Origin of the sequence: Bacillus sp. FSL P4-0248, assembly GCF_038593305.1 — a bacterium.
GTDB lineage: Bacteria > Bacillota > Bacilli > Bacillales > Bacillaceae > Bacillus > Bacillus safensis.
This window is the reverse complement of sequence record NZ_CP151983.1, coordinates 1,633,739-1,655,685: the sequence shown is the minus strand read 5'-3', so window position 1 is coordinate 1,655,685 and position 21,947 is coordinate 1,633,739. Positions and strand designations below refer to the sequence as shown.

At 41.3% G+C, this 21,947-nt stretch carries 24 protein-coding genes; 7 read left to right on the top strand and 17 right to left on the bottom strand.

Going from position 1 to position 21,947, the window contains the following annotated elements:
• Positions 1–117: 117 nt before the first annotated feature.
• The 5 genes from NST65_RS08335 to NST65_RS08315 all read right to left on the bottom strand — a co-directional run bounded on the left by NST65_RS08335 (position 118) and on the right by NST65_RS08315 (position 2,568).
• Complete coding sequence (locus NST65_RS08335) at positions 118–330, bottom strand: hypothetical protein (protein WP_003212415.1); 213 nt, start codon at positions 328–330, stop codon at positions 118–120.
• Between the two features lie 79 nt (positions 331–409).
• The gene (locus NST65_RS08330; protein WP_046311054.1) at positions 410–730 is read right to left on the bottom strand and encodes a YmzC family protein; all 321 of its coding nucleotides are present in this window, start codon (positions 728–730) and stop codon (positions 410–412) included.
• 162 nt (positions 731–892) lie between these two features.
• Complete coding sequence (gene hfq / locus NST65_RS08325; protein ID WP_024424088.1) at positions 893–1,114, bottom strand: RNA chaperone Hfq; 222 nt, start codon at positions 1,112–1,114, stop codon at positions 893–895.
• Positions 1,115–1,139: 25 nt separating this feature from the next.
• Positions 1,140–2,096 (bottom strand): tRNA (adenosine(37)-N6)-dimethylallyltransferase MiaA, encoded by a 957-nt coding sequence (gene miaA / locus NST65_RS08320; protein ID WP_034281931.1) that lies wholly within the window; start codon positions 2,094–2,096, stop codon positions 1,140–1,142.
• 70 nt (positions 2,097–2,166) lie between these two features.
• Positions 2,167–2,568 carry a YmaF family protein gene (locus NST65_RS08315; RefSeq protein WP_034281930.1) on the bottom strand — a complete coding sequence of 134 codons (402 nt, stop codon included), beginning with the start codon at positions 2,566–2,568 and terminating at the stop codon, positions 2,167–2,169.
• A 104-nt stretch (positions 2,569–2,672) separates the two neighbouring features.
• Between NST65_RS08315 and NST65_RS08310 the strand changes: the two genes are divergently transcribed.
• The 4 genes from NST65_RS08310 to NST65_RS08295 all read left to right on the top strand — a co-directional run bounded on the left by NST65_RS08310 (position 2,673) and on the right by NST65_RS08295 (position 4,295).
• Positions 2,673–2,936, top strand: coding sequence for a hypothetical protein (locus NST65_RS08310; protein ID WP_025093279.1), 264 nt, complete (start codon positions 2,673–2,675; stop codon positions 2,934–2,936).
• A gap of 112 nt (positions 2,937–3,048) precedes the next feature.
• A complete protein-coding gene (locus NST65_RS08305; RefSeq protein WP_046311052.1) occupies positions 3,049–3,591 on the top strand; it encodes a TetR/AcrR family transcriptional regulator in 543 nt (180 codons plus the stop codon).
• A gap of 2 nt (positions 3,592–3,593) precedes the next feature.
• Positions 3,594–3,911 carry a multidrug efflux SMR transporter gene (locus NST65_RS08300; RefSeq protein WP_041117460.1) on the top strand — a complete coding sequence of 106 codons (318 nt, stop codon included), beginning with the start codon at positions 3,594–3,596 and terminating at the stop codon, positions 3,909–3,911.
• A 15-nt stretch (positions 3,912–3,926) separates the two neighbouring features.
• Entirely contained in the window at positions 3,927–4,295 is a 369-nt protein-coding gene (locus tag NST65_RS08295; protein ID WP_034281925.1) for a multidrug efflux SMR transporter, read from the top strand.
• A 47-nt stretch (positions 4,296–4,342) separates the two neighbouring features.
• On the opposite strand, the gene NST65_RS08290 is transcribed toward NST65_RS08295, so the two are convergent.
• Positions 4,343–4,792 (bottom strand): OsmC family protein, encoded by a 450-nt coding sequence (locus NST65_RS08290; protein ID WP_034281924.1) that lies wholly within the window; start codon positions 4,790–4,792, stop codon positions 4,343–4,345.
• A gap of 76 nt (positions 4,793–4,868) precedes the next feature.
• Complete coding sequence (locus tag NST65_RS08285) at positions 4,869–5,603, bottom strand: poly-gamma-glutamate hydrolase family protein (RefSeq protein ID WP_024427035.1); 735 nt, start codon at positions 5,601–5,603, stop codon at positions 4,869–4,871.
• Between the two features lie 584 nt (positions 5,604–6,187).
• Between NST65_RS08285 and NST65_RS08280 the strand changes: the two genes are divergently transcribed.
• Entirely contained in the window at positions 6,188–7,513 is a 1,326-nt protein-coding gene (locus NST65_RS08280) for a S8 family peptidase (RefSeq protein WP_342489358.1), read from the top strand.
• Positions 7,514–7,603: 90 nt separating this feature from the next.
• On the opposite strand, the gene NST65_RS08275 is transcribed toward NST65_RS08280, so the two are convergent.
• From NST65_RS08275 to NST65_RS08265, 3 genes are all read right to left on the bottom strand, one after another.
• On the bottom strand, positions 7,604–8,752 hold the full coding sequence (locus tag NST65_RS08275; RefSeq protein WP_034281920.1) for a Rap family tetratricopeptide repeat protein: 1,149 nt from the start codon (positions 8,750–8,752) through the stop codon (positions 7,604–7,606).
• 162 nt (positions 8,753–8,914) lie between these two features.
• Positions 8,915–9,664, bottom strand: coding sequence for a poly-gamma-glutamate hydrolase family protein (locus NST65_RS08270; protein ID WP_328699436.1), 750 nt, complete (start codon positions 9,662–9,664; stop codon positions 8,915–8,917).
• 309 nt (positions 9,665–9,973) lie between these two features.
• Positions 9,974–10,447: a CarD family transcriptional regulator gene (locus NST65_RS08265; protein WP_024424099.1), complete on the bottom strand. Its 474-nt coding sequence runs from the start codon at positions 10,445–10,447 to the stop codon at positions 9,974–9,976.
• A gap of 572 nt (positions 10,448–11,019) precedes the next feature.
• On the opposite strand from NST65_RS08265, the gene NST65_RS08260 reads away from it, so the two are divergent.
• Together NST65_RS08260 and bslA are read left to right on the top strand one after the other, a co-directional pair.
• Entirely contained in the window at positions 11,020–11,424 is a 405-nt protein-coding gene (locus NST65_RS08260) for a hypothetical protein (protein ID WP_111927418.1), read from the top strand.
• Between the two features lie 123 nt (positions 11,425–11,547).
• On the top strand, positions 11,548–12,072 hold the full coding sequence (bslA, locus tag NST65_RS08255; protein ID WP_111927416.1) for a biofilm surface layer hydrophobin BslA: 525 nt from the start codon (positions 11,548–11,550) through the stop codon (positions 12,070–12,072).
• A gap of 35 nt (positions 12,073–12,107) precedes the next feature.
• Here the strand turns inward: bslA and mutL are convergent, their stop codons facing one another.
• The 7 genes from mutL to tdh form a co-directional block, all read right to left on the bottom strand.
• Positions 12,108–14,009, bottom strand: coding sequence for a DNA mismatch repair endonuclease MutL (mutL, locus tag NST65_RS08250; RefSeq protein ID WP_111927414.1), 1,902 nt, complete (start codon positions 14,007–14,009; stop codon positions 12,108–12,110).
• Between the two features lie 21 nt (positions 14,010–14,030).
• The gene (gene mutS / locus NST65_RS08245) at positions 14,031–16,607 is read right to left on the bottom strand and encodes a DNA mismatch repair protein MutS (protein WP_111927412.1); all 2,577 of its coding nucleotides are present in this window, start codon (positions 16,605–16,607) and stop codon (positions 14,031–14,033) included.
• A 124-nt stretch (positions 16,608–16,731) separates the two neighbouring features.
• Positions 16,732–17,277 carry an outer spore coat protein CotE gene (gene cotE / locus NST65_RS08240; RefSeq protein ID WP_024424105.1) on the bottom strand — a complete coding sequence of 182 codons (546 nt, stop codon included), beginning with the start codon at positions 17,275–17,277 and terminating at the stop codon, positions 16,732–16,734.
• A gap of 255 nt (positions 17,278–17,532) precedes the next feature.
• Entirely contained in the window at positions 17,533–17,967 is a 435-nt protein-coding gene (locus tag NST65_RS08235) for a RicAFT regulatory complex protein RicA family protein (RefSeq protein ID WP_008358013.1), read from the bottom strand.
• A 1-nt stretch (position 17,968) separates the two neighbouring features.
• Positions 17,969–19,495, bottom strand: coding sequence for a tRNA (N6-isopentenyl adenosine(37)-C2)-methylthiotransferase MiaB (gene miaB / locus NST65_RS08230; protein WP_024427027.1), 1,527 nt, complete (start codon positions 19,493–19,495; stop codon positions 17,969–17,971).
• A 150-nt stretch (positions 19,496–19,645) separates the two neighbouring features.
• Positions 19,646–20,824: a glycine C-acetyltransferase gene (locus tag NST65_RS08225; protein WP_111927410.1), complete on the bottom strand. Its 1,179-nt coding sequence runs from the start codon at positions 20,822–20,824 to the stop codon at positions 19,646–19,648.
• On the bottom strand, positions 20,824–21,888 hold the full coding sequence (gene tdh, locus NST65_RS08220) for an L-threonine 3-dehydrogenase (protein ID WP_034281903.1): 1,065 nt from the start codon (positions 21,886–21,888) through the stop codon (positions 20,824–20,826). The genes NST65_RS08225 and tdh overlap by 1 nt, the downstream gene beginning before the upstream one ends.
• Positions 21,889–21,947 lie beyond the last annotated feature (59 nt).

The window sequence follows — 21,947 nt, the reverse complement described above, 5'->3', positions numbered from 1 at the left end:
TTCAAATAAATAGAGCAGAACAGGATCTAAAAATAGACTGCTCTACTCCCTATTCAACTGAAACCGAAATCTATCATAACACGAAAAAAAATCGCTTAGTAGACTAGACTTTTTGTTTTATTTTTTGTAGGCATCGCACTGTAAATCTTCTGACACTTCTGTAATTTCCACTTCAACACCTAATTCTTTTAGCACCGCTTCAAGCGCAGAAACGATTGAAGCTTCTCTCACTAATTCTTTCCCATTTACAGAAACACTCGTTCCATATTCGAAACAGGAATCGTCTTCACAAGTTTGTTCCCAATGATTAATTTTAATTTTATGTGTCATGAACTCATCCTTTTCTGTCTAGATGTCTGATGCATGATTATAGTGTAGCGGCTTCACATTCATTTGTAAATTTACGTGCTTACTCTTCTTCATTAAGGTCATCATCATATTCTTCGTCGTCCCATTCATCTATGTATTTCGTTGTAACGAGAGTCAGCTCTCCTTCTTTTTCATCAAACCGGTACACATGTACTTGATCATCTTTCACAACAGCAAAATGATTATTTTTTAGTGCAGCAGATGATGGTAAAACGCCATCTGCATTTTCATGAGAATGGTTATTCCAACTTTCTTGTCTCGTTTCAATGTTTGAGATAGCGCACGATCCAAACAAGACAACAATTCCAATCAAAAGGAGGATCACTCTAATCCTTCTTAATTCAAGCTCTGCATTTTCCATATGAATCCCCTCACCCTTCTAATATCCAATAAGGAATTATACGGAAAATTGGCAGAAAAGTTTCATTGCATACAAAATAGCCCCTCTGCACTGACAAAAAACGTAGCGGGTTCCGGCCGGTTTATTCGCAGAGGCATGGGGCTATTTTAAATACAACATATCCTATTCTAATTCTAGATTTACATTCTTTTGAGGTGCAAATGTAGAAATGGCGTGTTTATAAATAAGCTGCTGCTTCCCTTCTGTTTCAAGCAGCACCGTGAAATTGTCAAACCCTTTCACTTGACCGCGAAGCTGAAAGCCATTCAGCAAGAATACTGTGACAAATGTATTGTCTTTGCGGATCTGATTCAAAAACTGCTCCTGAATATTAATCGGTTTCATGTTTCGTCCTCCTTGATTCTGATAACTACAGTTTCGCTTTAAGTCCAAGCTTTCCTGCTATATATGCGAAAATTTCCTCTTTTTTGTCTGAAAAGTGGCAAGGCGGTGTCATATCAAACCAAGTGACCGCCATTTTATTACGGAACCACGTGAACTGACGCTTCGCATATCTACGGGAATTTTGCTTTAATTGCTGGATGGCTTCATCAAGTGAGCAGTCACCTTGAAAATAGGCATACAGCTCTTTATAACCAATGGCTTGAACAGACTGACAATCCTTCAAGCCAGATTGATAAAGTGCTCTCACTTCTTCAATTAAGCCCTCATCTATCATCATATCAATTCTTTGATGAATGCGCTCGTACAAAACCTCTCGATCCATTTTCAGCCCAATGAAGGCTGTATCATAAAGAGGAACTTCTTGATGCCCGTTTTGCATCTCCGACATTTTCTGACCTGTTGTATGAATCACTTCCAGCGCCCGGATCACGCGGCGGACGTTATTTGGATGAATAGCGTTTGCCGCATCAGGATCTACTGCCTTTAGCTTTTCGTGCAGCAAAAGCGCGCCGTGCTGCTGTTCAAAGAGCGTCATTTCTTCTCTAAAAGCAGGATCACTTTTCTCATCCGTAAATGTGTAATCATATAAAACAGATTGGATATAGAGGCCTGTTCCGCCGACAATCATTGGCGTTTTCCCTCTAGCGGCAATCTCTTTGATCTTCGAACGAACCAGCTGCTGAAATTCAGCTGTCGAAAAAGATTCGTCCGGCTGTTTAATATCAATTAAATGGTGCGGGATGCCATTCATTTCTTCGGGGGTGATTTTAGCTGTTCCGATATCCATCCCTTTATAAATCTGCATCGAATCCCCGCTGATAATCTCTCCATTAAATGCTTTGGCTATATCAATGCTCAATTTGGTTTTGCCGACAGCTGTCGGCCCTACTAACACGATTACTGGCTGCTTCGCTTTATTCATAACATCACTCACTTTTACAAAACTGCCTACAGTATAGCATAACTTTTCTTACTCTCCTATATCCTGCCCATCACCAGCCAAGCGGTTCATTTCCAACCACTTCATATGTTTTTCCTTTTAAACGATGCTTATGGGTTGGCCGCTTCTCATCTGGACTATAGACGACACCTCCATATGGGATGGGTACAGAATCGAGATAGGCTGAATAGGTGACTTCCTCGATCTCGTGATAATGTGTTCCATCCACTCTCGGAATTGCAGGCCCTGTGACCCCGTAGTACCTGTGGAAATGCCCTCTTTCAAAGGAAGTGATTCCGCGATAAAAATGAGTATGCCGGTCGGTATTGCTTCCATTCACAGGCTGAGAAATACCTTCTATTAAATGATAATGCCCCTCTGTTACATCCGTACGTGCTTTATATGCATGAGCATGCGGCGGACACTTTGCCCAATCAGATGGATACAGGCCCATTTCTAACATTCCTCCTTATATTAGGCGTTCATCCAAACATATGTAGGCAACTGGAATACACTGATGTCAGTTACAGTGATTTTATGAGAAAGGAGCCTTTTATTATGAATTATTTTGACGCACCTCCGTTTATTCAAGAAGACATGAGAAGACCTTTTGGATTTGGGTTTGGCCGACCTGGTTTTGGATTTGGGAGACCCGGTTTTGGATTTGGCCGCCCAGGCTTTGGCTTTGGAAGACCTGGATTCTTTGGACCTCCATTTTTAGGTGGTTTTGCTGGCGGTCTGCTTGCTGGATCTTTGCTTGCTCCAGGATTTGGATATCCTTATCCGCCATTCCCGCCATATGGACCATACCCTTGGTATTAAATATGACGTTTAAGTGAAAACATCCGTTCATAAAATGAATCGATTGACACACTCTTTTTTCATGGGTTAACATTTACTTTACCGACTGTTCAGTAAAGTAGGTGTTTTTTTTATGTCTAAAACCAAAAAAGAGCAAATTTTTGACGCGGCTGCCAGCACAATTCTAAAAGAAGGAGTCAGCCAGCTCACCCTTCAGCAGGTGGCAGAGCATGCAAATATGACCAAAGCTGGTCTGCTTTATCATTTTTCAAGCAAGGAAGAGCTCATCCAAAAAATGAATGAGCATGCGATTCTTTGTTTTCGTCAGCAGCTCGAGACGTATCAAGAAACATACAAACACGAAAAAGCGCCTTATGTACGCGCATATATATTGGCCACATTACATGATTTAGATATGCAGCATACGACCCAGCTATGTACAAGTATGCTGGCTACGATGTCATTTGATGATGCGCTGCTGCAACCTTGGCGTGATTTTTATGCGGAGTTCAAAGAAAAAGCAGCTGAGGAAATAAGCGATCCTACACTGAGTCAGCTGATCCGCCTTGCATGTGATGGGATATGGTTTTCAGAAATGTTTCAGCTTGAACCGCTGAAAAGAGAGGAAAAAACCCTTTTACTTCATCGGATTTTACACCTATTAGAGGAGGGATGATCATGATCCTCGGATATCTTTTTTTGGCTGTTGCCATTTTTTCAGAAGCCATTGGCGCCGTGATGTTAAAATTATCAAATGGCTTTACGCGCTGGAAGCCTAGCGCTGCCGTTGTGGCTGGCTATACACTTGCTTTTTATATGCTGTCATTGACGCTCAATATCATTCCGCTAAGCATGTCTTACGCAACATGGTCTGGGGTTGGTACGGTCCTCACGGCTATTTTTGGCGTGCTCTTTTTCAAAGAAACCTTGAACCAAAAAGCAGTCATTGGCATGGCGATGCTTGTCTCAGGGGTCGTACTATTGAATATGTCATAAAGGATGTGAGAGATCATGAAAGGAATGCTCTACTTAACAGGAGCCATTTTAACGGAGGTTTTTGGCAGTACAATGCTGAAGCTTTCACAAGGCTTTACGCAGCTGCTGCCGAGTATTGGGGTACTGATCGGATTTGGCTGCGCCTTTACTTTCCTCAGTTTGGCACTAAAAACCATTGAGCTTTCGTCTGCCTATGCAACCTGGTCTGGCGTTGGAACAGCCCTTACCGCTCTTGTAGGACTTGTGCTGTTTAACGAAACCATCAGCACGAAAGGCTTCATCGGCCTTGCACTTGTCATCTGCGGCGTGATTGTCTTAAATCAATCCAAGAAGCAACAGAACGAAACCAAAGCACAACTCGATCAAACCGAATGGACGTCATAAAAAAAGTCATTTTCTCCATATTTCAAGAGAAAATGACTTTTTTGTTTTTAACGGCCGACTTGAATGGTTTCTTCTAAAGAAATGTTCACATTCCCCTGAACAGCTCTTGAGATCATACATGAGCTTTCGGCTTTATGCGCAAGCTTACGGGCAAGCTCAATTTCATGTGCAGAAGCGGACTCTTTAAGTGTGATGACAGGTCGATGAATGATTTCCTCATAAGTAAACACACCATTTGTCACATCTACGACGGCTTCAGAGCTCATCGATAGATCCTCTTTCTCTAATTGACTCCGCTCCATCATGGCTGCAAGTGTAATGATATAACACGTAGCCGCTGCACCTAAAAGCATCTCATCTGGATTGGTTCCAACACCAGGACCGTCCATTTCCTTTGGAATCGAAATCTTTGTTTTTAATTGTTCACATGCGATTGTACCCACATCGTTACGCAGACCAGGCCAGCTTGCCTGAAGATGAAAATGATGACGCGCCATATCCGTCTCTCCTTTTGTTATCACTGTTCATAGTGTAACAAGAATTCCCCTGCTTGTCTTAGCATGTGCACAGCCATTATGTATATTCTTCATCCAGCACTGTCCGAATCGCCCTGACATAACGATAGAATGTCTCGTTTTTTGTACTTGACCGCCTCCGAAAATCGAAACTGTCAAATAAAGCTTCACGCTGACTTCTACTAATCTCAAGCTGCACACTCTGCCCTGTTTTTGTAAGATTATTAATATTATGATTGCTTGTCCCGCTCAGGGTTGCGTGTGCGACAGCCAGTTCAGCAGAAAACCCGTTCCGCTCTAATGAGTTGACAATTTTCTCTGCACGATCGTAATCTGTTCCGCCGACGAGAGTATGGTCAATTCCTTCCTCGCCTTTGTATCCATGCACTGCTAAAATGTAATCATGTGCTTTTGCCTGCGCGACGCCGATTGGCTCATCAAAGTTTGTACTTGTAATATGAAGTTCTGATGCATTCTCTCTTAGACCTTCAAATAAATACGTCGAAAAATCGTTGTCAAAAAAATGGACGATCTCGCTCACTCCGCCTTCGATCCTCCCGCCATGAGGTGACATCACAAGAAGGCGGCTGCCGGGCACTGGGTTGGCTGTAATGTTATAGCTGCTCGTTGATTCGTTTTCTTCAAGTTCTTTAAAATTTCGATAAATATCATTTGAACCGCTTTCGTCTTCCCCACCTGATGACACTGGCTCATCATGTTCCTGTGCTTGCATGGTATAATAAACGCCCCATCCGATCGCAAGCAGGAGAAGCAAAGCAAAAAACTTCTTCATTCCCGTTCTCCTTTAACAGATTTCTAAGCCGTTTCTATGATTTATATTGAATCATCATTTCTTATCATTTTTTCCACATTTTCTCTTCACGTTTGATCATAACACTCTAGATCATGAGATTCCTCAAAAATAAGATAATTGCATTTATATACACAGAAACGCCTCTCCTCTTTGAAAACAGAGTTAGAATAGTATGACAAACAAATGACGTTATGTTTAATATGACCTAGTCCTATCCAGTCTGTTTTCTTTAATTCGGCTTTTTTTGATAAGGATTTGATGTTTTCCATCTGTCACGCATCACATTTATATGAGCATTGACCCTGTCCACAGCCCTCCTTTTTCTGCAAAATCCTTTGTTTCACTGGTTCTCTCAGAAGAACTCTCCCACCTATCATCGGCAGATTCTATATGATTTCCACCTTTTTCTATTATTTTACAAAATGTAAGCGCTTTTCTTTTTTGAAAGACATAAGCAAGCCGCCAATATAAAGAAAAGGAGGGACAAGAATCCGAACCAAGCAGTTCTCATTCTCATAACGTAAGAGTGTACGAGAATGGATAGCTGGAATGGAGGACATCACATGTTTGGATTTTCTATGGTGCAAATGGTCAGAACACATGCTAGTAAACTAGATCAGCCTTTAAGAGAGACCGTTCTTCACCTTTATAAACCTTTTAAATGGACGCCATGCTTTCTTCATCGTTTTTTCGAAGGCAGGCTGAAGAAGAAAAAGAAGCTTCGTGTGATCATTGAATTTAAGGAAGGTGCAGCCGAAGCAGGGATTCAAAGCACAAAACAGCTCATGAAAAAAAGCAGAAAAACAAATATAAAACGGCATTTTTCACATATCGATTGCTGTGCTGCTGATTTAACGCCTGCTGCTTTAGAGGAGCTATTAGCAAATGGGGAGCATATTCGTAAAATTTATTTAGACCGGAAAGTTCATGCGCTGCTGGATGTAGCCACACAAGCAAGTCATGCTGAAGAAGTCATCCGAAACGGGACAACTTTAACCGGAGAAGGAATTACGGTCGCTGTCATTGACACAGGAATTTATCCGCATGAAGATTTAGATGGAAGAATTCGAGATTTTGTGGATTTCGTCAAACAAAAAACAAAGCCTTATGATGATAATGGCCACGGTACTCACTGCGCGGGAGATGTCGCGGGAGATGGAGCCGCTTCAGATGGCTTATACAAAGGACCTGCCCCAAAAGCAAATCTGATTGGCGTGAAAGTGTTAAATAAACAAGGGGCTGGATCACTTTCTACTATTATAGAAGGTGTTGAATGGTGCATACAGTTCAACGAAGACCACCCTGATGATCCGATTCATATTATCAGTATGTCGCTAGGCGGCGCTGCCCAGCGTTATGATGACGAACAGGACGATCCAATGGTGCGTGCTGTCAATGCGGCTTGGGATCAAGGCATTGTTGTATGCGTCGCTGCAGGAAACTCTGGTCCTAACAGCCAGACAATTGCAAGCCCTGCTGTCAGCCAAAAAGTCATTACGGTCGGAGCCTACGATGACAGGAATACACCAGAATCAAGTGACGATGTCGTGGCACCGTTTTTCAGCAGAGGGCCAACTGTTTATGGGGAAGCAAAGCCTGATATCCTCGCACCAGGCGTAAACATCGTTTCTCTCAGATCACCAAGATCCTTTCTGGATAAACTCGATAAATCAAGCAGAGTCGATGAGGATTATACAACGTTATCTGGCACATCGATGGCAACACCGATTTGTGCTGGTATTTGCGCTCTACTGTTAGAGCATTCACCAGATTTAACGCCAGATGAAGTCAAAACCCTGTTAAAAGAAAATACTGGCAAGTGGTCTGGGGATGACCCGATGATTTATGGAGCAGGTGCAATTGACGCAGAAAAAGCAATCAAAGAATAAAGAAAAAAGCCCTTTACGTTTATGCGTAAAGGGTGTTGTTTGTCTCATTTTTAAGTGTGAAGTCTTTCATCTACTTGAGCAGCTGACATGTTATGCTTCGTTCTCATACATCTCATCTCCTTTTTGAATGTGCGTACGCGCTTCGATCACAATCTCAAAAAAAGTGGAGGATTCCTTGTACATGTCGCGTTCCTTATAATAATTAGCCGCATCAAGTGCTAATTCCTCTAAATCAGCAAACATTTTTTTATTTCTCAGACCAAAAAGGGCCGACCTCAATTGCTCACAGCCGTCTTTCTCTATATAGAGCGCCTGCAAAAATTGGAATTTCAACTGATAAATTTCATCTTCCAATACACAAGCCTCTTTCATTCCTGTAGATATGGCCTCGCCCGCCCGCTGAATATCTCCGAGTTTAAAACAAGTAAGGGCAAGTGAAAACAATGATTTGATCATCGTGGATGCTTGATCTTTCTGATAAAGTGAGATGGCTTGTTCAAAAAAGACAGTCGCTGTATGGTACGTTCCCATACTATAATGGCAAGTGCCTAAGTTATTAAGAGCCATTGCTTTAAAGTAAGATGTGCATTCTTTTTGTTCCATCGCTTCACAGACCTTTAACGCTTTTTCTAAATAAGGAAGCGCTTTTTGATACTGATTAACATCAATCCAATTACCTGCCATGACAAAATCACATTGAATGCTTCTTTTTCCATAAAGCTGATGTTTCTTGTAGATGTCTCTTGCCTTTTTAGCGTAGTGCATGGAGAAATAGGTTTGTTTCATATGATAGTATACTTCTGCGATTTTATAGTAAAATTCTGCTTTTTCAATCTCATCTGTCACTAAAATCAGTTGATGTTCAGCATGCTTGTAATATGAAATGGCCTCGATATAGCGGCGCTGGATAAACGCATACATTCCATGAAAAAAATGAAAATAATAGCCGAGTAAGCCTGTCATCTCATCTTCTGCATCGTCAATTTCTTTAGGAAAGGACACTGCTTGAAGCGTTTCACTCCCTGCATGGACTGGCGCTAAGTGCTGAAGCATCATTTGATGGCGAAAATCCATTAGAGAATAGTATAGGAGTAAATCTTGATCCTCTTCCATATCATGAATTTCTTCTTCAACAAGGCGCTTCATGCCGTTTGCCTGTTCAACTTCAAATTTGCAAATATGCGTGTACCATTGATTGATCTTTACACCTACTTCGGAAGATGGTATTTTGTGTGCCATCCACTTCAGCCCCATTCTATCATATCAAACTGATAACTATTATTTTACATAATTTATGTTTTTAAGGCAAATTGTAAGTAATTACATATTTTATGTTCAAATCGCATATTCCTATCTTTTTTACCAAGTTTAAATAGAGTACTTTTGCCCATCAAAATTGTTTTACGAAGAAGGGTCGAATTCTCTGAGCACTTCTTTTAACGCATTAGTATAGCGTCTGAATGCTTTTTTCTTTCCCTTTCTCGTATCAAAATTGTCAAAAAAAGCTTCTCTTTGCGCTGTACTAATTTCGAGCTGCACGCTTTCACCACTCGCATTTCGATTATTTATATTTTTAGGGTCTGTACCAGAAAGCCGTTCTCCTTTTTGTACCATTTCTGCGGAAAATCCCCGATCTTTTAGTTCTCGTACAACTGCTCTTTGCATTTTTTCATTTGTGCCGCCAACGAGCGTGTGTCTTTTATCACTTTTATAGCCGTGGATGGAAACTGAAAAAGGATACGTTTTAATCATTTGAACCAAAATGGGTTCATCAAAATTGGTACTCGTGATATGCAGGTCCCGGTTATTGTCTTGCTTTGTACCTTCAAACAAATACGTAGAGTAGCTTTCTTGAAAGGCTTCTACAATTTCACTTGTTCCTGGTTCAATGTCACCTCCATGAGGAGAAAATACGAGTAAATCACTTCCGCCCTTTTCGTGAAATTCTATCTCATAACCGTCTCTTTCATATCGCATGAGCTGTTTAAAGTTTTCATATTGATCGCCTTGTTTTCGCTCTTTTTGATACTTTTCTACCTCTTGATGATGCTGCTTTTGCTCTTTTTTTTCTTGAACAGAATGGCTGCATTTCACCATTAAAAGAGTACACAGAATAAGAAAGATGAATCCACATATTAGTAACCTTTTCATTTCACCGCTCCTTTTTTCTCTTAGGTGTCATCTTACCGCAATATTTTACTATCAATGGCTTAGAAAATTCAAAGGTTGTCCGGCTCATTTGAATGAATCAGGAGAAGTTACCTGTTTTTAATGTTATCTAGGTATTTCAGAGGTCTTTAAATTTTTGTTGTGAACGTAAAAACTAAATCGTATGACCTCATTTCAATTTTAGTTAAAACCACCTACAAAAATGGCAATATTACTCTTTTCTTCAAACAAAAAAGCTGTAAACAAAAGGAGTGCCCCCTTCAGTTTACAGCTAGTCTCTGTATATCATCATTACATTCTTAATTCATTCTCTAAAGCTGTCATCACTTCATCTTGCGTCAGTCCCTGTGCAAGTGAAATCTCACTCACTAACATACCTCTTGCATCTTCAAGCATCTTCTTTTCACTTGAATTTAATGCTTTCTTCTGATTTCGTCTCATTAGATCTTTGACAACGTCTGCACCATCTTCGATCGCACCTGTTTTTAGCTTTTTCAGATTTTCATCATATCTTTGCTTCCAAGTAAGCGTGTCGTCGTTTGTTTCTTCTGCAAAATTGTTCATCACAACTTTCAGCGTTGCTTGATCTGCTACCGGACGTATACCTAGTTGATTGATTCTGCCTTTTGGGACCATCATCTGCATATTCGGCATTTGAATCAGGAAATATTCCTGCGTCTTACCTAAAATCTCTTTTTCTTCCATTCCTTCAATCACACCGGCTCCATGCATTGGATAAACAATTTTATCACCTATTTGAAACAAATCCGCCACCTCCGAAAGTATTCACAATATCATTATAACACATTTCATCAGAGGATAAAAATTTATATTTTATCATGTTAATTTAGCACTAGTCAATTCTTTTTATTTGAGTTTTTTCAGAAAAAGGCCTTTTTTTATAAAAGAAGCAAGAGCATCCAGTCCTCATGACTCTTTCTTGCATATACTAGCATTGAGTCACATTTAGGAGGGATGACAATGTGCAAATGCAAGTGCAAACATTCCCACTCACACTGCCATAAAAAGCATGACGATCATTGCCATGAGGATCCATGTAGAGAAAAAAAGTTTTGTCATAAAAAAGATAAATGGTTTGAGAGCGATTTTTGGGATACCTCTCGAAGCTACGATCCCTGTTATTTTCCTAAAAGTGTCTGCAGCAGATGTAAAAAGCGTCGCAGAAGAAGACACAGCTACACAATTTAAGGCTTGACGCTTTACCTGCTTTTCCTTTTCCCGGCTGAAAGGCCGGTTTTTTTCTTTTATATGGATAGGCTCATGAAGCAGATCTGTCTCATAGGATATGGCAACCTGACATAAAGGATGAGATATACATGAACGATATGAACAGCCAAATGAATCATTATCACCAAGAAAATCCCTATCACACATTTGAAAATGTGTATACAGCCAATCATGAGCATATGGTCGCGCCAAACATGCATGATCATATGAATATGCCAAACCATTATCATAGCGGCAAAAAAGATGTGTATAACGCGCACCATCCACATCATCATTCAGTTTATTCACCGTTTCCAAATCAGCATGATACCTTTTCAAAGCATGTTCCAATGAAGGCCCATCATCATCTAGGCCATTATGGTGGATACGGGATGATGCCACATCATCCATATGGTTATCAAGATATGCATATGATGATGCCAACAAACCAGCAAATGCCAGGCCATTATTACGGAATGAATCAACCAAATGCGCTATTTCCCCGCTATTACTAAAGAATGACAAAATAAGGGTATAATATCCCATTTAATACCATATGGTAATATGGTAACATTATAGGTAAATAATGGGTGTAATCATCTATTATTTACCTATATTCAACAAGGGGGAAGGAAAAAATGAAAAAAACGTGGACGATTCTTATGATGGGGATGCTCACATTGGTTATGGCACTGTCAGTACCGCTTTCTGCATCTGCTGAGGAAGCCGGCAAAGCAACAACCAATGCAAGACCAGCTGCACTTTACGCAAAAATTACAGGAGCAAGTAAGCAGGAATGGTCTTTTTCTGACATTGAGCTGACGTACAGCCCAAATTCTGTTCTAAGTCTTGGTGCGGTTGAGTTCACTCTGCCAAAGGGTTTCCAAGCAACAACTAAAGACATTATGAACGGTAAAGCATTAAAAGACAGCTATATTTTGAACAACGGACAAACCGTTCGTATCCCGCTCAGATTGGATTTACTTGGAATTTCCAAATATACATTAAAGCTTTCACATAAAGTACTTCCTGCTGCAGGTACATATACGTTCCGTGCAGAAAATCGAGCCATCAGCATCGGTTCCACATTTTATGCAGAAGATACGATTGATATTAATACACGACCAGTTGTGGTCACACCGCCAGATCCTTGCGGATGCTAAATAAAAAAGCGCTCTGATTAGAGCGCTTTTTTATATCACATCACCCGTTTAAACATCTTCTCCATCTCATAAGTGGAGTGATGAATGATGATCGGCCGGCCGTGCGGACAGGTGAATGGGTCCTTCGTTTGCCGAAGTTCATCTAATAAGGCTTTGATTTCATCATGACGCAAATGACGATTTGCTTTGATTGAGCCTTTACAGCTCATCATAATCGCCGCTTCTTCTCTGAGTTTCTTGATATCAACACGTTTTTCATCAAGCACTTGCTCTATAATCTCTTCGATCAGTTCAGCCTCTTCACCTTTTGGAAACCACTGCGGATGCGACCGAACGATGTAGCTACCTGAACCAAAGGGCTCTAAGAAGACCCCCACTTTCGCTAGAATATCCTTATGCTCTTCAATGATCAGCATATCGTTTTTAGAGTAGTGAAATGTTAAGGGGACGAGCATTTCTTGCACTTCCTGCTTGATCTCTCCCACCTTCTCACGATAATACTCATACTTGATTCGCTCTTGAGCCGCATGCTGGTCGATGATATAAAGACCTCGTTCATTTTGAGCCAAAATATATGTGCCGTGCATTTGTCCAATTGGATACATCACAGGGACGCGCTCATTTTCAGGAATTGTTTCTGTCATTTCTTCGTGCAGTACCGTCTCTTCATATTCAAGTGAAGCGGCGGATTCCTCTAAATGAACACGCTCAGATGAGGCTTCTTCATAACATACTGGTGATGATGCTTCTGTCTTCTCTTGTTTAGGCATTCCGTATGCATCGGTATGACTTGTCTCGTATACGATCGATTCGAGCGGCTCCGGCTGATAGGTTAGCGGTGTTTCCGCTGGGCTTTGTTTTCCTTGTTTCGCATCGAAGGTTAAGGATTGCTGCTCATTTTTCACAGCTGGCATTGGTGCTTTTTTTGGTACTGAAGCACTTGGAATGAGTTGCTGCTTTTGAAATACTTCCTTAATTCCTTGTTTAATCAGCTCATGAAGTTCCTGCTCTTTACTTAGTCTCACTTCAAGCTTCGAAGGATGAACGTTCACGTCCACTAGAATGGGATCCATCTTCATCTCAATAAATGTAATTGGATGGCGGCCAATCGGAAGCAGCGTGTGATACCCTTCATGGATGGCTTTCACGAGCGGAAAATGTTTGACATATCGGCCGTTTACAACAGAAGACATATAATTCCGTGATGCCCTCGTCACTTCTGGTAAGGAAATATATCCTTTCACTTCAAAATCAAGTGATTGTACGTGAAGCGGCAGCATTTTTTTAGCCACAGCTGTCCCGTAAATGGCTGCAAGTACATGACGTACATCTCCGTTTCCATTCGTCTGTAGCAGGATTTTCCCTTGATGACGCAAACGGATCGAAACTTCGGGATGAGCTAACGCAATTCGATTGACCACATCCGATATGTTGCCAAGTTCCGTATGAACGGTTTTCATGTATTTTAGGCGGGCTGGCGTATTGTAAAATAAATTGGTGACCACAATCTCGGTGCCGCGGCGGCCAGAGGTTTTTTTCTCTGAAATAATCTTCCCGCCTTGCAAAGCTAAGTGTGTCCCAGCTCCTTCGCCAGTACTTGTTTTCATTTCTAGATGAGAGACGGACGCAATACTTGGCAGCGCCTCTCCTCTGAATCCGAGCGTTCTGACACGAAACAGATCATTTTCGTCTTTGATTTTACTCGTTGCATGACGCTGGAAGGCGAGCTTACAATCTTCAGCATCGATTCCAACACCATTATCAATAATCCTGATAGAAGAAAGACCTGCTTCTTCTACATCGATTTCAATCACTGTACTTTTTGCATCGATCGCATTTTCCACAAGCTCCTTTACAACAGAAGCCGGACGCTCAACCACTTCACCTGCAGCAATTTTATTGGATAGGTCATCGGATAACTGAATAATCTTTGCCATTTCTGCTCACCTCACCTTACATTATAATTTCTTTTGCAATTCATATAGCTTTGTCATCGCTTCAAGCGGCGTCATATCCATTAGGTTGAATGACTTTAATTCGTCGATGACCGCTTGATCCTTCTGTTTTAGGGCAGCTTGGGGCTGCGGTTTTTCTTCTACTTCAAAGAAAGATAGCTGCTGTTTTTCTTCAGCCTTTTCTGCTTTTGGTGCTGCAGATACGGTTGGGGCCACGTCATGTGATCCGCTCTCAAGCTCCGTTAAAATAGTCTGGGCTCTATTAATGATGGCATCAGGCAATTCCGCAAGCTGCGCTACATGAATACCATAGCTTTTATCAGCTGCACCTTCTTTGATTTGATGTAAGAAAACGACCGTGCCTTCATGCTCTTCAGCTCGCACATGAACATTTTTCAGCTCGCTTAATTGAGATTCAAGGACAGTGAGCTCATGGTAATGTGTAGAGAATAGGGTTTTGGCCCCAATATGATCATGAACAAATTCAATGATCGCCTGCGCAAGAGCCATTCCATCATAAGTACTTGTCCCGCGTCCAATTTCATCAAATAAAATCAAGCTGTTTTTCGTAGCATGCACCATCGCATTTTTCGCTTCGAGCATCTCTACCATAAAAGTACTTTGACCAGAAATCAAATCATCTGCTGCACCAATACGTGTAAAGATTTGATCGAAGATTGGAAGCGTCGCCTTTGACGCAGGCACGAAGCAGCCAATCTGCGCAAGAATCGAGATGAGCGCCATTTGTCTCATATACGTACTTTTCCCTGACATATTCGGTCCAGTGATGAGTAAGGTTTGTCTGCCTTTTCCCATATAGCAGTCATTCGGTACATATTCCTGGTGATCCAGCACTTTTTCAACGACAGGGTGACGGCCATCTTTGACATCCACGTCATCCTCTGAGAATTCCGGCCGGATATAACGGCGCTTTTCACTGACAGTCGCAAAGCATTGAAGCGCATCAAGCTCGCTCATTTGTTTTGCAAGCAGCTGTAATCTAGGAATATAGCCTTTTACTTGCTCCCTAAGAGCTGTAAATAGTTCATATTCCAATTCGTTAATATTTGATTCTGCTTCAAGAATCAGTGCTTCTTTTTCTTTTAATTCAGGTGTGATATACCGCTCTGCATTGGCAAGCGTTTGTTTTCTTTCGTAACGCCCCTCCTCCAGCAGATGTGTATTTGCGCGTGTCACTTCGATATAATAACCAAACACTTTATTAAACCCGACTTTTAAGGAGCGAATACCGGTATATTCTCTTTCCTGCTGTTCAAGCCGTGCAATCCAGTCCTTTCCGTTTCGGCTGGCATCACGGTATTCATCTAATTTTGCATTGTACCCATCTTTAATCAAATTGCCTTCTTTTATCGTCATCGGCGGATTTTCATGAAGTGCATCTTCTAATAAATCAAGGAGGTCACCACAAGGATCAATCTCATTCGCTCTTGATTTTGCCATTTCCTCTGGTAATGAATGAATGAGTTGTTTAATATCTGGTACTTGTTTTAGAGATTCTTTGAGCTGGATGAGATCACGGGCATTCACATTGCCAAATGCCACGCGGCCCGCTAAACGCTCAAGATCATATACTTGCTTTAATCGTTCGCGCAGATCCTCTCGCTCAAAGAAATGATCCATCAAGATTTGCACCATTTCCTGACGCTCATTAATTTGCGAAAGGCGAATAAGCGGCCGATCGATCCATTGCTTGAGCAGTCTGCCGCCCATCGCTGTTTTTGTTTCATCTAACAGCCATAATAAAGAGCCTTTTTTGCTTTTTGAACGAATCGTTTCTGTTAATTCAAGGTTTCGTTTTGAGTAAAGATCGATTTTCATCGTTTGTTCAAGTTCAAACACTTGAACTTTCTGAAGATGATCCAAACTTCTTTTTTGCGTTCTTCTTAAATAGGCATATAGTGTTAAAAATGACGTTTTTAACTTTTCGTCTAGATGGGAAACGAGACGCTCAGCTTCCTCTAATAATTGATCACTATCTTCGTATGAAATAGTTGCTTGGCAGCGTTCTTTAAGGGTTTTGATTGTTTCCTCATCCAGCTGTTTTGACACCACAATTTCTTTTGCACCGACAGAATAAATTTCTGATACGACTTCATCTAATCGATCGATGAAAGCTGCCATGTTTTCACCTGTTGATAAATCAGACAGCGCAAGACCGTACCCATTTTGAAAGCTGGTAACAGACGCAATAAAGTTGTTCTCGTTTTCACTTAATCCTTTACCATCCATGACGGTTCCTGGTGTAATCAGTTGAACGACTTCCCTTTTGACTACACCTTTTGCCGTTTTAGGGTCTTCCACCTGCTCACAAATGGCGACCTTGTAGCCTTTTGAAATCAACTGTTCTATGTATGCAGAAGCAGAATGATAAGGAACGCCGCACATTGGAATTGTGCCGCCGTCTCTGCTTGTTAACGTAATTTCTAGTTCTTGCGCGGCTTCCTTTGCATCATCAAAAAACATCTCATAAAAATCGCCTAGGCGAAAAAATAAAAAGGCATCTTGATAATCTGCCTTGATCTTTAAATATTGCTGTATCATGGGCGTATAACTTGCCATATTTCTAATCCCTCACTATATTACTTTCGAATTCATACCATCTCTAATTATAGCATAAAAAATCACCTTTTTTCTCCTAGATCAGGCACAAAAAAACTAGGGGGATATGCGCCCTAGTCATTCCTTACTCTTCTGTCTCACCTGCTAGGAATTCTGGATGAATATCCTCTAACTCCTCATCCACTTCTTCTTCCCACTCGTGATCATCTTTTTCTTTCCAGCTTGAATCGACCTCTACGACAATTTTTGTTTCACCGACTACCTCAGCAATGAATTCACGCTCTGCCTGAACGATAATTTTATTGCCATTTGGAGAAATGGTCACTTCTAAGCAATTGGGCTGCTGCAATACTTTCGCAATTACTTCATGCTCATCATCAAGGAAATTTTTATCTTTATATCTCAGTTTAATGATGTCTACATACTTCACACGCTCTGTGACGACTTCTGTTTTCGTGTTGTCGGCGTAAGAGTACCATACGTTAATATCAAATGTTCCTTCGATCTCAACGGTTTTACCGACCTTTTCAGCATCATACTTATGATTAATGATCCAACCACCTAGGATGCTGGTTGGTTTTTGCGATGGAGAAATGGTGTGTGTGCTTTGGGTGAATTTCCTCCCTTTTGCAACCACCGCTTTTGTAATAATTTCTCTGTATTCAGACATTCCGGCATGCCTCCTTGTTCTTGATCGTTTTATCTTATGCTGGGCATTCGTCTAGTGTGTCACGATTTTGAACTTCATGTTCAATTAAATTCATTTCTGTTTCAGTGTATGCATGGTCGCCCATAAACTTGCCTTGAAAATTGGAAAAGTTGGAGAGTGAGAGGTTTGGAGGCGATGAAGCATGAAAAAGAATGGGTAGTGCTTTTCAAAAAATGTTAATAGGAAAGCAAAAAACCCCGCATCTGCGGGGTTTTCTCATTTAATGGAGCAACTTGGTGATGAGTTTTTCACTTTTGAACCGGTTTCTCCTAATAAGAGATCACCGCCGGTTGAAAGAATGATTTCATCTGTTACTTGATTCGAAATCGTGTGCGCTACAAGTTGAAGCAGGGAATTGACTTCCATTTGTGATTCTTTGAATTCTTGAATCACTGGGATGTCATCCAGTTCTTCTTGCAGGGCATCGATTTTTTCTTCGACTTGTTTTAAGGCTTCATGTTTGCCGTAATGCTTTAAGTTCACAGCTTGTTTTTGAAGCGCCTTAATTTGATTAATAATCGTTGAAATTTTTGTATTTTCATTGATTTGCGCTTCTGCTTTTTTGAAGAAATCAACTTCTTCCGTTTCAGAAATCATTTTAGCGAGCTCTCTTGCACGCTCGACAATCTCTTTCTTTGAATAAAGTGTCATTTTAATTCACCTCGATAGCTTCTCCAACCATTTCTCCGTCAAGAGACCAAGTTTTGGCTTGTGTGATTTTCACTTTGACGATGTTGCCAATCGCTTCTTTTGGTGCTTTAAAATTCACAAGCTTGCTTTTACTTGTATATCCGGCTAGGATCTCAGGGTTGTTTTTACTTTCACCCTCTACTAATACTTCGACAATCTGCCCTTCATATTCCTTCATTTTTTTCGCAGAAATTTCATTCACAAGTGCATTTAGGCGCTGCAGACGTTCTTTTTTCACACGCATTGGCACGTTGTCTTTCATTTTCGCTGCAGGCGTTCCTTCTCTTGGAGAATAAATGAATGTATAAGCAGCATCAAACTCAACCTCACGATAGAGGGAAAGTGTTTCTTCAAACTGCTCATCTGTTTCATTTGGGAACCCAACAATAATGTCCGTTGTTAATGAAGCATTCGGCATAGCTTCTTTGATTTTGCGCACAAGATCAAGGTAACGCTCACGGTCATATTTTCTCGCCATAAGTTTCAGCACAGAAGAACTTCCGGATTGAACTGGCAGGTGAATATGATCGAGAAGGTTTCCGCCCTTGGCAAGCACTTCAATTAAGTGATCATCAAAATCACGCGGGTGGCTTGTTGTAAAACGGATACGCGGAATATCAATTTTTCGCAGCTCATCCATCAGGTGGCCAAGACCATATTCCATATCTTCAAAATCTTTTCCATATGCATTCACGTTTTGACCAAGAAGGGTAATTTCCTTATATCCTTCTGCCGCTAAACGTCTGACCTCTTGAATAATTTCATCTGGGCGGCGGCTTCTTTCCTTGCCGCGCGTGTAAGGCACGATACAGTATGTACAGAATTTATCACAGCCGTACATAATGTTCACCCAGCCCTTGATTTTACCTTGACGGGCTCTTGGAAGGTTCTCAATCACGTCGCCTTCTTTTGACCAAACCTCAATGACCATTTCTTTTGAAAGGTAGCATTCAGATAACAGCTCTGGCAGGCGGTGAATGTTGTGCGTGCCAAAAATCAAGTCAACAAATGGGTGTTTCTTCAAAATACGGTTCACGACAGATTCTTCTTGTGACATACATCCGCAGACACCTAAAATTAAATCTGGCTTTTCACGTTTTAATGCTTTTAAATGCCCAAGCTCTCCAAACACTTTATTTTCTGCATTCTCACGAATCGCACAAGTGTTTAATAAGATAACATTTGCATCTTCCGTTGAGTTTGTTGGTTCATAGCCAAGCGCCATAAAAATACCAGCCATCACTTCTGTGTCATGTTCATTCATTTGACAGCCATATGTGCGAATATAAAACTTGCGGCCGTTCCCTAACCCTTGAAACTGCTCGTCAATTTGAAATTGATTGTATTCGACTTCTTCTTTACCCCGTTTTTTTGCATCTTTTAAGGAAGGCGGAATGTACACAGCTTCAAAATATTTGCTGTAGTCCTTCTCGGATTTTTTGTCCGATGAACTTACTTGTCCGCTCGCTTTTCTCTGCTCTTCATTCATGAATTTGTACTCCTTTCAAACCAAGTTCCACCCTACAGTATAGACTATTTTGTGATGAATTGAAAATAAATCATATACGGTTCTTCTATGAAAATTGCCTATTAGTCATAACCATTTTTCACAAAAAGAAAAAAGAGAGCCTGCGCTCTCTCAATCAAGTATGTTTAGTTTTTTTGCTTCTTCTTCAATGATTGTCAATGCCCGGTCTAGTTCTTCTTTTGTGTGCTCGGCTGTGATGATGGCTCTAATTCTTGCCTTGCCTTTTGCTACAGTTGGGAAGGCGATGCCTTGGGCAAACACGCCTCGTTCTATTAAAGCCTTTGAGAAACGAAAAGTAAGTGCTTCGTCTCCAATCATGATTGGGATAATCGGTGTCTCTGTTGGAGCGACTTGAAATCCAAGGCTGATGACTTTTTCTTTAAAATAAGCGGCGTTCTCCCAAAGTGTATCGATTCGCTCCGGTTCATCTAACAGCACTTCAATCGCTTCTTCACACGCTCTAGTCACAGCTGGCGGATGTGAGGTGCTAAATAAAAACGGTCTTGCTTTATGTTTTAGATAATCAATTAAAACCGCTGAACCAGCCACGTAGCCGCCGAGCACTCCGACAGCCTTGCTAAGTGTCCCGACCTGAATGTGCACTCTGCCGTCGAGTTTAAAATGGTTGACCGTCCCGCGGCCATTCTCGCCAAGCACGCCCGAGGCATGCGCATCGTCTACCATCACAAATGCATCATATGCTTCTGCGAGCCTGACGATCTCAGGAAGTGGCGCGATATCTCCATCCATCGAGAACACACCGTCTGTAACGATGAGGCGGACGCGGTAATTCATTGATTTCTTCAAAATCTTCTCCAGCTCTTCCATATTAGAATGACTGTATACTTTCTTATCTGCTTTGGTTAATCGGATTCCATCAATAATGGAGGCATGATTTAGTTCATCTGAAATGACAATATCATCTTTTGTCAGGATACTGGATAAGACCCCTTGGTTGGTCGTAAAGCCTGATTGGAACACAAGAGCAGCTTCTGTCTTTTTAAATGAAGCAAGCTTTTTTTCAAGGCGTTCATGCATTGTCATTGTGCCGGCGATGGTTCGTACAGATCCTGTACCCGCACCGAATTCATCAATCGCCTCTTTTGCTGCTTTCATCAGCCTTGGGTGCGAGGTGAGGCCTAAGTAGTTATTTGAGGAGAGTTGTATGACAGATTGTTCATTTAATGTAACAGTGGATGATTGTTTTGAGTCGATCTCTTTCAAAGTTTGGTGGGTGCCTTGCTGCTTCATTGTGTCCAATTCATCTTGTAAATACGTGAATTCTTTCATCATTTCTTCCCCCTTTGATATGATGGCATCATCAGTACGACTTTTCCGCACGTACCGCTTTGCATAAGTTCAAATCCCTTTTGGAACTCTTCAAATGGCAGTGTATGAGTGACAACTGGCTTTACATCAATGGTATTCGTTCTTAACAGCTCAGATACTTGACGCCACGTCTCAAACATTTTTCTCCCCGTGATCCCTTGCACGGTTAATCCCCTAAAAACAATTTGATTCGTAATATCAATTGTCACTGGCCGTTCTGGCAAGCTTAGTATATTGACTTTTCCTCCATTTGCACAAGCTTCGAGTGCTTGATTAATGGCAGCTGGATGACCTGACATCTCACACATCACGTCTGCCCCTTCCATCCGCGTGAGCTGCTTAATCATCGCGACTGGATCATCTTTTCCAATATCTACAATATGATCTGCACCCATTTTTCGGGCAAGATCGAGCCTGTATTCATTTTTATCAACAGCGAACACTTGAACAGCCCCGGAGGCTTTTGCGACAGCAATTGCCATTAAACCGATTGGTCCGCAGCCAAAAATCGCCACTGACTTACCTGAAACAGGTGTGTGCAGTACAGTATGAACAGCATTTCCTAGCGGCTCTTGTATAGAGGCAAGCTCAACCGGCATTTGGGCTGGATTGTGCCACACATTTTGTTCAGGTACTTTGACATATTCAGCAAAACAGCCATCAATGTCTACCCCTAAAATTTTCGTTTCACTGCACAAATGCTGCTGCCCTGTTAAGCACATATAACATTGATTACATACAACATGCGTCTCAGCCGATACAAAGTCCCCTACCTTTGCTCGTGAGACTTGCTTCCCCACTTTAACAACTTCCCCTGTAAATTCATGTCCAAAAATGTAGGGCGCTTTGACTCTTCCCTTAGCCCAGTCGTCCCAATTATAAATATGCACGTCTGTTCCGCATATCGAAGTGGCTTTCACTTGGATCAAAACTTCATGATTTTTGATTTCTGGAATCGGCATCTCCATCAACGCCGCTCCGTAAGCGCTTTCTTTTTTAACAATTGCTTTCATCGTTCCACACATGACGTACAACCCCTTTGTTAAAAAACTTCTCCCAATCAGATTTTAACACGACTTATTTT